9 protein-coding genes are annotated in these 11,942 nt (G+C 65.4%); 6 read left to right on the top strand and 3 right to left on the bottom strand.

Going from position 1 to position 11,942, the window contains the following annotated elements; translation table 11 throughout:
• Window positions 1-18 precede the first annotated feature (18 nt).
• The gene (locus tag H5V43_RS19525; protein WP_025551172.1) at window positions 19-1,395 is read right to left on the bottom strand and encodes an MFS transporter; all 1,377 of its coding nucleotides are present in this window, start codon (window positions 1,393-1,395) and stop codon (window positions 19-21) included.
• Window positions 1,396-1,943: 548 nt separating this feature from the next.
• Here H5V43_RS19525 and H5V43_RS19520 point away from each other — a divergent pair.
• The 5 genes from H5V43_RS19520 to H5V43_RS19500 all read left to right on the top strand — a co-directional run bounded on the left by H5V43_RS19520 (window position 1,944) and on the right by H5V43_RS19500 (window position 8,701).
• Window positions 1,944-4,874, top strand: coding sequence for a TonB-dependent receptor plug domain-containing protein (locus H5V43_RS19520; RefSeq protein WP_025551926.1), 2,931 nt, complete (start codon window positions 1,944-1,946; stop codon window positions 4,872-4,874).
• Window positions 4,875-4,903: 29 nt separating this feature from the next.
• Window positions 4,904-5,806, top strand: a complete 903-nt coding sequence (locus H5V43_RS19515) for a hypothetical protein (protein WP_025551924.1) — start codon at window positions 4,904-4,906, stop codon at window positions 5,804-5,806.
• Between the two features lie 10 nt (window positions 5,807-5,816).
• The gene (locus H5V43_RS19510; RefSeq protein ID WP_025551922.1) at window positions 5,817-6,593 is read left to right on the top strand and encodes an HpcH/HpaI aldolase family protein; all 777 of its coding nucleotides are present in this window, start codon (window positions 5,817-5,819) and stop codon (window positions 6,591-6,593) included.
• A gap of 16 nt (window positions 6,594-6,609) precedes the next feature.
• On the top strand, window positions 6,610-7,548 hold the full coding sequence (locus H5V43_RS19505; protein ID WP_025551921.1) for a DUF6282 family protein: 939 nt from the start codon (window positions 6,610-6,612) through the stop codon (window positions 7,546-7,548).
• 175 nt (window positions 7,549-7,723) lie between these two features.
• A complete protein-coding gene (locus H5V43_RS19500; RefSeq protein ID WP_064232704.1) occupies window positions 7,724-8,701 on the top strand; it encodes a LacI family DNA-binding transcriptional regulator in 978 nt (325 codons plus the stop codon).
• Window positions 8,702-8,883: 182 nt separating this feature from the next.
• Here H5V43_RS19500 and H5V43_RS19495 read toward each other — a convergent pair whose 3' ends face one another.
• A complete protein-coding gene (locus tag H5V43_RS19495; protein WP_044660637.1) occupies window positions 8,884-9,270 on the bottom strand; it encodes a carboxymuconolactone decarboxylase family protein in 387 nt (128 codons plus the stop codon).
• A gap of 123 nt (window positions 9,271-9,393) precedes the next feature.
• On the opposite strand from H5V43_RS19495, the gene H5V43_RS19490 reads away from it, so the two are divergent.
• On the top strand, window positions 9,394-10,143 hold the full coding sequence (locus tag H5V43_RS19490) for an SDR family NAD(P)-dependent oxidoreductase (protein WP_025551919.1): 750 nt from the start codon (window positions 9,394-9,396) through the stop codon (window positions 10,141-10,143).
• A 138-nt stretch (window positions 10,144-10,281) separates the two neighbouring features.
• Here the strand turns inward: H5V43_RS19490 and H5V43_RS19485 are convergent, their stop codons facing one another.
• Complete coding sequence (locus H5V43_RS19485) at window positions 10,282-11,904, bottom strand: thiamine pyrophosphate-binding protein (RefSeq protein WP_025551971.1); 1,623 nt, start codon at window positions 11,902-11,904, stop codon at window positions 10,282-10,284.
• Window positions 11,905-11,942 lie beyond the last annotated feature (38 nt).

The following is an 11,942-nucleotide window of genomic DNA, read 5'->3' as shown; positions in this document are numbered from 1 at the left end:
TTTATGCGGGCCCTGAGCCTAAATCGTCTCCAGCTTCCGCCGCGCCGTTTCCGTGGTGGCGAAGATCCAGAGCAGCGCCGCCCCGAAGGCAAAGGCCGCAAATGCGCTGTAAACCAGTGAAATGGCGGCCCCGGTGCTCAATATCACGCCGACGAACAGCGGCGTCAGCATGGACGCGGCGCGCGCCATCGAACTGGAAACGCCCATGCCCACCGCGCGCAGATGCGTGGGGAAGCTCTCCGCCGTATAGGGCCACTGGATGAAGGAACTGAGCGCGCTGCCCAGCGTGCCGATCACCACCAGCGCCACCAGCGGTCCGGTCTCGAAGCGGAAGAGGGCAAGCGACAGCAAGGCCAGCCCCGCCGCCAGGCAGCCGCCGATCGCATAGGGCCGCCGCCCCACCCGATCCATGGTCGCACCGATGAACGGCGTCGCGAGCAGGAACAATATGGGCGTCGCCGCCGCATAGCGCAGGGCGTCCGCCAGCGCTATGCCGTAAACCGTCACGAAGATCGATGGGGCCCAGGTTGTCAGCCCGAAATTGGTGAAGGCGACCGTGAACCAGATGCTCATCAGGATGATCGTCGATGCGCGCTGTTGCGGCGCGAACAGAGCGGAAATCGGTATCCTCGCCGGCTCCCGAAGGCGCGGCGCGGCCTGCCGCAGGTCGCCGTCCGACAGGTCGATCCTGCCCCCCAGCTTCGCCAGCGCGCCCGGAACCTGCCCGGCGCGGCCGGTGCGGGCCAGCCAGCGCGGCGATTCCGGCAGGGTCAGCATCACCACCGGCAACAGCAGCAGCGGAATGCCGCCCAGCCCGATCAGCCAGCGCCATCCCAGTTCCGGTATGATGACCGTGCTGGACAGGGATGCCGCCGCATAGCCGCTCATGCACAGCCACTGGAAGATCATGAAGTAGCGGCCACGGGTCATCGTCGGCGCGAGTTCGTTGATATAGGTGATCGATACCGGCAACGCCCCGCCGATCGCCAGTCCCTGGACGAAGCGGATCGCCAGCAGCGCCTCCGGCCCCGGCGCCACCGTGCAGGCGATCGCCAGCGTCGCCATCGCCAGGACCGATCCGACGAACACCGGCATGCGCCCGAACCGTTCGGCAAGCGATCCCAGGGCTATGGCGCCCAGGAACTGGCCGATATATCCCGAGGAGATGAGCGCCCCCATCATCGCGGGATGCAGCCCCCATTCGCGCGACAGCGACGGCATGACATAGGCGATGGCGATGCTGTCCCAGGAATCGAACAGCATGATGAAGCCCATCAGCAAGGGCGCCAATATGCCGACGCGAAAGGTGCGGAGATTGTCGAGCGCCTCCCCCACGCGCAGTTCCAGCGGACTGGCGGCCGTCCTGTCGGCATGAGCAGCGGTCAGGCTGTCCATCTTGCGATCCTCTCCCTTTACGATCGGAAACGAAGCGGTTTCCCGCCCTTGCTTGTTGAAGCGTCTTAGCCTTCCGGAAAGCCGAGCGCAATGATACCGGTCTCAACATTCCGAGCATGCAGGCGCGCGGCTTTGTCGCGATGGTCGCGGAAGCGCGGCGGAAGAAGCGCCGCCGTCCCTGTTCCTGCCCCGAATTTCCGTCCATTCAGGCTGATGGAGCGCGGATTCCCCACCCGTAGGCGCGCCGGAACGACGCAACGCCCGCAGCTTCGCCGGTTCAGCAAAAAATCTCGTCCTATGCTATATCCACAAATTATGCTCCGATCATGGGGCCCGAACATGCGGCATAGTGAAGAGGCGCTTTTCCTTGCCTGAACAGGCAGCCAGGGCCCGAAATCATGGCTGCTGTCCTGCGCCAGACCCGCCGGCATTGCAAATTTCCGATCCGGCGCCATTTGACAGCGCCCTGTCTCTGAGATACCGGTAACACATATTCCGCCACCGTTGAGACGTCGCCTGGCAGGAAAAATAAGAGGAGGAGGGGTGAAATGAACTTGCAGGGTGCATTGCTTTGCCGCAGCTCGGCCTTCGCGCTGACATGCGCGACCATTGCGGCGCTGTCGCCGGCCATGGCGCAGGACAATCCTCCGCAGGCGCAGTCGGACGCCGCCGCAGGCGTCAGCGATGCGGACATCGTCGTCACCGGTTCGCGCGTCGGCCGCAAGGGCTATGACGCGCCGACGCCGGTCAATGTCGTGGGGGAAGAAAGGCTTCAGCAACTGGCGATCGACAATGTGGCGGATGCGCTGAACCAGATTCCGTCCTTCCGCCCCATCAATACGCCGGCTTCGACCTTTTTCCGCGTGTCCGGCAATATCGGCGCGCGCACGCTCGACCTGCGCGGGCTGGGCGCCACGCGGACGCTGACGCTGGTGGACGGCCGCCGCTTCGTGCCCAGCGCGGATGACGGCACGGTCGACATCAACGGCGTCCCCTCCATGCTCATCCAGCGGACCGAAGTGGTGACCGGCGGCGCCTCGGCGGCCTATGGCGCGAACGCCGTGTCGGGCGTCGTGAACCTGATCCTCGATACGAAGCTCAACGGCTTCAAGGCGAATGCCAGCTATGGCATCAGCCAGCGGGGCGACGCCTCCAGCCTGTTCGTCGGCGCGGCGGGCGGCACGGATTTCGCGGGCGGGCGCGGGCATGTCGTCGCGGCGATCGAATATGCAAGGGAAGGCGGCATCGGCCCGTGCGAGGAACGGAGCTGGTGCACGCGCTACACCAATTATGTGCCCAATCCCGGCTATAACACCGCCACCCGGACCAGCACCAACGGCCTTCCGGCCACGCTGGTCCTTCAGGGCACGTCCTTCGTCTATAATGAGAACGGCATCGTCGTCGGCGCGCGCAAGCCCAATGGCACGGGCGGCACGATCACCCTGGGTCAGCAGGTGCTGAACACCGGCGCCACCTCCCTGCCCAATGCGTTGCGCGGCAAGCAGTTCGATTCCAACGGCAATCTGGTCCCCTATCAGTTCGGCAATTATCTGAGCGGCATATTGCAGCAGCTCGACGACCCGACGCAGCCCTATGCGCTGGGCCTCAGTCCGCTGCCGCTGATGGTGCCGACCAAGCATGTGTCGGGGACGGTGCATGCCGATTATGAACTGACGGATTCCATCACGGCCTCGGTCGAATTCATGTATTCGAAGGTCACGGGCGGTCCGACCGCGCGTTCCGCGCCGCTCGACGCAGGTGTCGCGATCAATATCAACAATCCCTATGTGTCCGATGCCACCCGCGCGACCATCCTCGCCGCCGATCCGGCGATCACCCATCTGGTCATCAATTCCTCAAGCTGGGCGCTGGGCAGCCTGTCCAAGGCGACGAGCAAGGTGGATACCTATCGCGGCGCCTTCGCTCTCAAGGGACAATTGTCCGACCAGTGGGATTGGGACGCCTATTACACCTATGGCCGCGTCGACAGCCGGGTCGGCGCCGACAACAACCGCCTGGCCGAATGGAACAATGCGCTGGACGTGGTGTCCGCGCCCGCCGGCCTTCCGGGCATAGCGGCGGGCACGCCGATCTGCCGGTCCACCATCGCCAACCCGGCCAATGGCTGCATACCGATCAATCTGTTCGGCTTCGGCAATATCAGCCAGGCGGCCATCGACCGCTATATCGTGCCCGAATGGCAGACCCGCCGGTTCGAACAGCACGCCGCCGCCGTCAACCTGCGCGGCTCGCTCTTCTCCACCTGGGCCGGCGACGTGAAACTCGCGCTGGGCGGCGAATGGCGCCGCGACACGGCGGAGGGAGAGGTCGATCCGAATACGGCCGCGGGACGGTTCATCGCCGCCAACGGCTCGGCGCTTCCCTTCACGAAGACCAGCGTGGTCGAAGGCTATCTGGAAGTCGCCGTCCCGCTGCTCAAGGACTCTCCGCTCGGGCGGTCGCTCGATGTCGACGGGGCGATCCGCCAGACGCATTACGATCCCTTCGGCGACGCCACCACCTGGAAGCTGGGCGCGGTCTACCGCCCCATCGACGACATCACCTTCCGCGTGACACGCTCGCGCGACATCCGGGCGCCATCCGCCCGCGAATCCAGCCCCAACGCCACGACGATCCAGCTCCCGCTGCCCGATCCGTTCGTCGGCGGCACGACCAGCCAGTTCGTGGTGACGGGCGGCAATCCGGGACTGAACCTGGAAAAGGGCGACACCTTCACCGCCGGCGTGGTGCTGAGGCCGTCCTTCATCCGCAACTTCAACCTGTCGATCGACTATTATGACATCAAGGTGGAAGGCGCGATCGACTCCCTCACCGGCACCGCGATCGCCAATGCCTGCAAGCAGAAGAACCTGCTCTGCAACCTGATCCAGTTCAATCCGAACGGGTCGATCAACACCGTCTTCTCCAATTTCCAGAACCTCAGCAAGCTGCATGCGGAGGGTCTGGAACTCGTCTCCGACTTCCAGGTGCCGGCCCTGGGCGGGAACTTCAATTTCCAGGTCAACGGCAATTATGTGATCGACCTGTCGACCATCGACGCGACCGGGGTGAAGACCCAGCTCGACAACTGGACCGGCAATGCCGGATCGGTGACGAACATCCAGGGCGTGCCGCGCTGGAAACTGGACGGGGTGATCACCTATTCGCGGCCGACCTGGTCCATGACCTTCCACGGGCGCTACATTCCCCGCGCCCTGCTGGACCCGACCAAGATCGGGCCGGAACAGGACGGCTATGACATCAACGATCCCAACAGCATCAGCGAGAACCATATTTCCTCGCGCTTCTATCTCGACATGACGGGAACGCTGAAGGTCAACGAGTCCTTCGAGATTTTCGCCACGGTGAACAATGTCTTCGACAAGGACCAGCCGGAGGAACTGCGGCTGATCGGCAATCCGTTGCATTTCGATCCGATCGGGCGTTTCTTCAAGATCGGGGTGCGGACGCGGTGGTGACGATATGGGGCGGGTACTGGAGGTAACCGATGTACGACAAGACCGACCTTCGTTCGACACTGGCTGGCTCGCCCGCCGGGGCCGCGCCGGTGGACCGGCTCTACGACGCGGAATATGGCCTGTTCTACCGCGATCCGCCGGTGGAGGAGGATGCCCGCGGCAAAAGCTGGTATGTGCGGGGGCAGAATTTCGTCATCGCCTATAGCGAGGCGCTGCCCGGCGCGGTCTTCGAACGGACCGGGCAGGCGGACGAATATATGGTCCTGCTGCCCGATGAAGACACCCCCGCCATCGCCGCCGCGGGGGACCGGACCGAACGGAGCGGGGGATATGCGCTGTTCGTCATGCCGCCGGGGGACAGCCGGCTGGTGCTGGAGAAGGGCGGGCGCGTCGTCCGCATCTTCTCCGCCCAGTCGCCCGATCTGGTGGCGAAATGCCCCAATGCGGACGCCTATGCGGATCGGCATGCGAACATCCCGCCCTTCCGGCCATGGCCGGAACCGCCCGACGGGTACAGGGTCCGCCGCTATTCGCTCGACGTGCCGGTCGAAGCCGGCCGGTTCGGCCGCATCTGGCGCTGCACCACGATCATGCTCAACATCCCCAACAGGCAGAAGGGACCGCGCGATCTCACCAGGGTGTCGCCGCACCATCATGACGATTTCGAACAATGTTCGCTCGCGCTGGAGGGGGAATGGCGGCACCATATGCGCTGGCCCTGGGCCGTGGACATGAACAAATGGCATGACGATGTCCATGCCGCGGTGGACTCGCCATCGGTGACGGTGATCCCGGCGCAGGTGATCCACACCTCCACCTGGCATTCCGACGTCAATCAACTGGTCGACATCTTCGCGCCGCCGCGCCTTGACTTCTCGCTGAAGCCCGGATGGGTGCTGAACGAGAGCGACTATCCGATGCCGGCGCAATAGGAGGGATATTTTGGATCGCAAACCAAGCTTGATCGATCGGCTGAAGGCGAAGGACGCATTCCTTGTCGGCACCTGGGCGAAGATTCCCTCGCTGGAGACGGTCGAACTGATCGGCCATGCCGGTTTCAACTTCGCCGTGGTGGACATGGAACATGCGCCGCACAGCTTCCAGTCGGCTTATCAGGCCATCGCCACGGCGCAGGCGGTCGGGCTCTACGCCATGGCCCGCCTGCCGGACCGCAGCGGCGGCGCGGTCCAGAGGCTGCTCGACGCGGGCATAGACGGGCTGCTGGTCCCCCGGGTGGAGACGCCGGAGATCGCGGCGGACGTGACGGCGGCCATGGCCTTCCCGCCACTGGGGTCGCGGGGCATGGGCTATACCTCGCGGGCGGCACGCTGGGGGCTGGACAGCGCGGCCGACTATCTGGAGCGGGGGCGCAACCATGTCATGCGCGGCGTGCAGATCGAGGATATGGGCGCATTGGAGCAGATCGACGGCATATTGGCCGCCCCCGCGCTCAATGCAGTGTTCATCGGCTTCGGGGATCTGGCGCTGAGTTCGGGCCTGCCCGGATCGCACCCGACCCTGCGCGGGCTGGAGGCGAAGGTGCTGGCGGCCGCCAGGGCGAAGGGCGTGCCCTGCGGCACCGCCGTGCAGACGCCGGAGGAAGCGGTGCGCTGCCGCGAGGCAGGCTATTCCTTCGTCATGATCAGCGCCGACACGACCCTGTTCGCGCATGCGGCGCGCAGATTGATGGACGACACGAGAAATGCGTTGGGGCGCTGAAAGCGAAGAGGCGAACATGGTTTCACTATTGGACGAAAATGTCGCGGATCAGGCGTTGGAGGATCGGATTTCCAGCCTGCTGGTCGGCGCGGTCGACATGCATTGCCATAGCGGCCCGTCGGTCATGCCCCGGTCGCTCGACCATATGGAGGCGTTGCAGGATGCGGCGGACGCGGGCTTCCGCGCCATGCTGATCAAGGATCATTATTATTCCGCCACGCCGATCACCGAACTGCTCAACCGGACGCACGGCCATTTGAAGGTGCAGTTGTTTTCGGGCGTGCCGCTCAACAACACCACCGGCGGCTTCAACAAATATGCCGTCGATCACGGCATCGCCCTCGGCGCCCGGCTGGTGTGGATGCCGACCTTCGCCTCGAAGAACCATGTCGAGGCGGACCAGAAGCGGAAAAAGGGCTTCCCCCACACCAGCAAGCCGCTGCTGCCGCCCGATCCGCTGACGCCGCTCGACGCCAACGGCGCGCTGAAGGACGAGGTGAAGGAGATACTCGACATCATCGCGGAACATGACGTGATCCTGTCCGGCGGCCACCTCCATATCTCCGAAATCTTCCCGGTGTTCGAGGAAGCGCGGAAGCGCGGCGTCAAGCGGCTGCTGGTGAACCATCCCACCTTCATCATCGGCGCCTCGCTGGACGACATCAGGCAGTTGGTGACGATGGGCGCCTATATCGAACATTCGCTGTGCATGTTCATCCAGATGATCGGCCGCGAACAGGCGATGTTCCCGCCGGAGGAGCTGGACGCGCTGATCAGGGCCGGCACGGTCGACCGCACCATATTGGCGTCCGACCTGGGGCAGGTGGGCAACGACCGCCCGGTCGACGGCTTCCGGGGCGTGATCCGCAATTGCATCGGCCTTGGCTATTCGGACGAGGACATCCGCAAGATGATCTCGACCAACGCGCTGCGGCTGCTGGGCCTGGAGGATTGAAGGGGACTGACGGCCTGCGCGGCGCGGGGGACCGCGCACGCCGTCAGATTATCATGGCACGCCCCGCCAAGTTACGGTAACGAGCTTCCATCTGCGGAGTGCATCCCTCCGCATGAAACGATGCGAAACGAGGAGCCACTTGCCGGTATCGAAGAAAGCCAATGGGACGATCCGGATGCGCGACGTCGCGGAGCGCGCGCAGGTCTCCCGCATGACGGTGTCGCGCGCGCTGAACAGCCCGGAATCCGTCAATGAAACGCTGCGCAATCGCGTGCTGGAGGCGGTGCAGGAACTGGGCTATGTCCACAACCATCTGGCGCGCAGCCTGTCGTCGCGCCGCTCCAACGTCATCGGCCTCGTCCTGCCCAGCCTGGAAAACTCCATCTTTTCCCAGACGGTGAAGGGCATATCGGACGTGCTTCGTCCGCTCGGCTATCATCTGATGGTGGCGGAAAGCTCCGACGATCCGGAGGATGAGGAGCAGGTGATCGCTGCCTTCCTGGCGCAGCGCGTGGGCGGGCTGATCCTGCATTCGACCAACCATTCGCCCACGGCGGTCAGGATGCTGAAGGCGTCGGACACGCCGGTGGTGGAAAATGGCGATTTCCCGGTCGATCCGGTCGACATGGTGGTCAGCTATTCCAACCGCGCCGCCGCCAAGGCGATGACGCTGCACCTGGCGCGGCTCGGCTACAGGCGGATCGTCTTCGCCGGGCTGGCCGCCAATCCCCGCGCCGCCGAACGCCAGCGCGGCTTTCAGGACGCCCTGGCGGAGATCGGGCAGAAATCCGACCGCAAGCATGTGGTCGCCGTCTCCCGCGGTTTCGGCGGCGGGACGGAGGCCATTTCCTATATCGATGCGAATGTGCCGGACGCCGACGCGCTGTTCTGCGCGGGCGACGTGCTGGCCGTCGGCGCGCTGCTGGAATGCGACAGGCGGGGATGGGCGGTGCCCGGCCGGCTCGCCATCGCCAGCTTCGACGATCTCGACCTGATGCGCCACGTCAGCCCGGCGATCACCTCGCTGCGCCTACCCCGATATGAGATCGGCCGGCGCAGCGCGCAGATGATCCTCGACCGGATCGAGGAACGCACCATGCCGGTGACGACCATCGACCTGGGCTTCGAAATCGTCCAGCGCGCCAGTTCCTAGAGGGTTTTCCAAGCAGCCGGATCGGATCTGCTCCAGAGCGCGCGCTCCGGTTTTCCGTTGCCCCATCCTTTCAGGCAGAAAACCGGCCCCATCCTTCGACAGGCCCAGGACAGGCTTTTCTGCCCGATGCTCCAAGGAGCGGACCGCTGACCTTTCACCGGGGCGGGCTGAATTCCCGCGCCTCACTCCGCCGCCTGATCCACTTCCGCAAAGGCTTCCCGCGCGATCCGCGTCGAATCCAGCCCCGCAGGCACGCCGCAATAAATGGCCACCTGAAGCAATGCTTCGCGTATCTCATCGCGGGACAGGCCGTTGGTCAGCGCCGCCTTCACATGCAGTTTCAGCTCATGGGGCCGGTTGAGCGCGCTGATCATGCCGATGTTGAGCAGGCTGCGGTCGCGCCTGGACAATCCCTCCCGGCACCATATCCTGCCCCAGCAATATTCGGTCGACAATTGCTGCATGGGACGGCTGAAATCGTCGGCATTGGCGAAGGACCGTTCGACATAGTCGGCCCCCAGCACTTCCTTGCGCAACGCCAGTCCGCGCTCATAATCTTCCGTTGCCATGATGATCTCCTCTGCCGATGGTTTGAACCGCTATTCGGGCTTGCCGAAAGACTATGCGGATGCGATACCGGTAACAACCATAAAAATCACGACATAAGCCCTATTTTTCAGGAAGGATCGAAGATGCGGCTGGATGGGAGGATTGCCGTTGTGACCGGCGCGGCGCGCGGCATTGGACGGGCGATTGCACGGGGGCTGGCCGAAGCGGGCGCCCATGTCGTGCTGACCGACGTGCAGGAGGGGGAAGCCGCCGAAGCGGCGCGGGCCATCGCCGGCGCAGGCGGCCAGGCCACCGCCTTCGGTCTGGACGTTTCCGATGCCGCTGCATGCGAAACGCTGGCGGCGCGGCTGGAGCGGGATGTCGGCCCGGTCTCCATATTGGTGAACAATGCCGGGGTGATCTTCCCCGGCCGCATCGATGAGCCCGGCGCGCGGGAAAAATGGGACCGCACGCTGGCGATCAATGTCGGCGGCCCGTTCAACATGTGCCGGGCCTTCCATCCGCAGCTTCGCGCCACCCGGGGGTCGGTGATCAACCTCGCCTCCATCCGCTCCTTCGTCGCCGCGCCCAATGCGGCGGCCTATGCCGCGTCCAAGGGCGCGGTGATGCAATTGACCCGGGCGCTGGCAGTCGAATGGGGCGGGGAGGGGATCAGGGTCAACGCCATCGCCCCCGGCTTCATCGAAACCACGCTGGTTCCGGACCGGGAAAAGACGGCCGACCGCGAAGCCGCCATCCTCGCAAGGACGCCGCTGCGCCGCCAGGGACAGCCGGACGAGATCGCAGGAACGGCGGTCTATCTCGCCTCGGACGCGGCGCGCTATGTTTCGGGGGCGATCATCCCGGTGGACGGCGCTTATCTGGCCGGGTGAGAAGAGGCCATCCGACCAGATCGCAGCCGCGATGTCGGCTCTTCCCCTCCCCTTCAGGGGAGGGGACTGAGGGTGGGGGCGTGCCCCAAAGGAAAACCAAGCCTTTAGAGGCACGCCCCCACCCGAACCGCCCGGTTCCTATCCCCGAATAGCCAGAATCTGATCGTCATAGGTCGCCGGATCGATCGTCACGTCGATCAGCGCCGGACGCCCGCTCGCCAGCGCATCGGCGAAGGCTCCGGCCAGTCCGCCTTCCTCATCGACCCGGCGGGCGTGCCAGCCGAAACCGGCGGCCACCTGCGCAAAATCGGTGTGGGAAAAATCCACCCCCGCCGGAGCCAGTTGCCGCCGCCGCTGCTTGGCCCCGATCAATGTCAGGCAGGAGTCGTTGAACAGGACGACGACAGGCTTTGCGCCGCTCTGCACGGCGGTGCCCAGTTCGCCCAGGCACATCATCGCGCCGCCGTCCCCCGTGAAGGCCACGGTGGTGCGGCCCGGATCGGCCAGGCTGGCGGCGATGGCCGCAGGAATGGCGAAGCCCATGGTCGAAAGCCCTCGCGAGATCAGGGACTGGTTGGGTTCGTCGCACCGCCACATATGCAGCACCGGCAGCATATGCGCGCCCGCGTCGATGGTGATGCGGCTGTCCGCCGGCACCGCCTGACGCGCCGCGCGGACCAGCGCCGCCGGGGAAATGCCGCTGCCGCCGAAAATCTGCGCCGCCGCCCATAATGCTTCCTTGCGCCGCGCCAGCTCTCCCGGCTCCCACCCGCTGCTGTCCGTCGCATCGTGCAGGGCGGCGATGGAAGCGGCTATGTCGCCCACCACGGATGCGGTCGGCGCGAACAGCGGATGCTCATAGGCGTGGTTGGTGAGTTCGACCGTCGGAACAGCGCCATAGCGCCAGGGCTGCGGCGGTCCCTCGACCGGATCGAAGCCGTAGAGGATGATGAGGTCGGCCGACCTGATCAACGGCTGTTCGGGCACGCCATTGGCGTAGAGGCCCAGCCCGAGCGGCGCATTTTCCGACACCACCCCCTTCGCCTTGTAGGTGGTGAGGACGGGACAGCCGGTCGCCGCGACAAAGGCGCGCAAGGCGGCGGTTCCATCCGGAGACCGCGCCTGAAGCCCCGCCAGCAGGATGGGACGGCGGGCCGCGGCGACCAGCCTCTTCGCCTCCGCCAGCGCGGATGGGCCCGGCGCGGGAAGGCGGGCTGCGGGAAGGCGGGTCGCGGAAAGGGGGGCGGGCGCCGCTTCGGCCCGGCGGCGGATGAAGGAACCGGCGACCTCCAGATAGGCCGGGCCCGGCGGATTGCCCATGGCGGCGTCGATCAGCCGGTCGACCTCCGCCATGGGATCGCCGTTCCGCAGATTGGAGGAAGCGCGCAGCATCGGCGCCAATATCGCCGTCTGGTCGATCCGCTGATGGCTGATATAGGCCTGGTCGTCTTCATAGCCGTCCGCGATCAGCAGCATCGCGGCACGATCCAGATCGGAATAGGCGACGCCATTGGCGGCGGCGGCAAGGCCCGGCCCCCGCGTCGTCATCGCCACGCCGGGCGCTCCGGTGATTTCGGCGGTGACGCAGGCCATCATCGCCGCCGACGTCTCCGTCCGCGTCAGGATGAAGCGCATGCCCTGCTTCTCCGCCGCGGCGATGAAGTCCAGATTGCACTCGCCCCCCGGCACGCCGAAGATGAAGCGCACGCCCTTTTCCGCGAGGCGGGCGACAATGGCCTCGCTTACCGTTCCAACGGTCATTCTGTCTTCCTTCCGGGCGCATGCCCTGCCAGATCGGC

Source organism: Sphingobium fuliginis, assembly GCF_015074805.1.
In the GTDB taxonomy this organism is placed as follows: Bacteria; Pseudomonadota; Alphaproteobacteria; order Sphingomonadales; family Sphingomonadaceae; genus Sphingobium; species Sphingobium fuliginis.
This window is presented reverse-complemented; position numbering and strand designations above follow the sequence as displayed.

Bases quoted from the DNA above. Each gene is read 5' to 3' on its own strand.
- H5V43_RS19525 (WP_025551172.1), bottom strand. From the start codon at position 1,395: ATGGACAGCCTGACCGCTGCTCATGCCGACAGGACGGCCGCCAGTCCG.
- H5V43_RS19520 (WP_025551926.1), top strand. From the start codon at position 1,944: ATGAACTTGCAGGGTGCATTGCTTTGCCGCAGCTCGGCCTTCGCGCTG.
- H5V43_RS19515 (WP_025551924.1), top strand. From the start codon at position 4,904: ATGTACGACAAGACCGACCTTCGTTCGACACTGGCTGGCTCGCCCGCC.
- H5V43_RS19505 (WP_025551921.1), top strand. From the start codon at position 6,610: ATGGTTTCACTATTGGACGAAAATGTCGCGGATCAGGCGTTGGAGGAT.
- H5V43_RS19500 (WP_064232704.1), top strand. From the start codon at position 7,724: ATGCGCGACGTCGCGGAGCGCGCGCAGGTCTCCCGCATGACGGTGTCG.
- H5V43_RS19495 (WP_044660637.1), bottom strand. From the start codon at position 9,270: ATGGCAACGGAAGATTATGAGCGCGGACTGGCGTTGCGCAAGGAAGTG.
- H5V43_RS19490 (WP_025551919.1), top strand. From the start codon at position 9,394: ATGCGGCTGGATGGGAGGATTGCCGTTGTGACCGGCGCGGCGCGCGGC.
- H5V43_RS19485 (WP_025551971.1), bottom strand. From the start codon at position 11,904: ATGACCGTTGGAACGGTAAGCGAGGCCATTGTCGCCCGCCTCGCGGAA.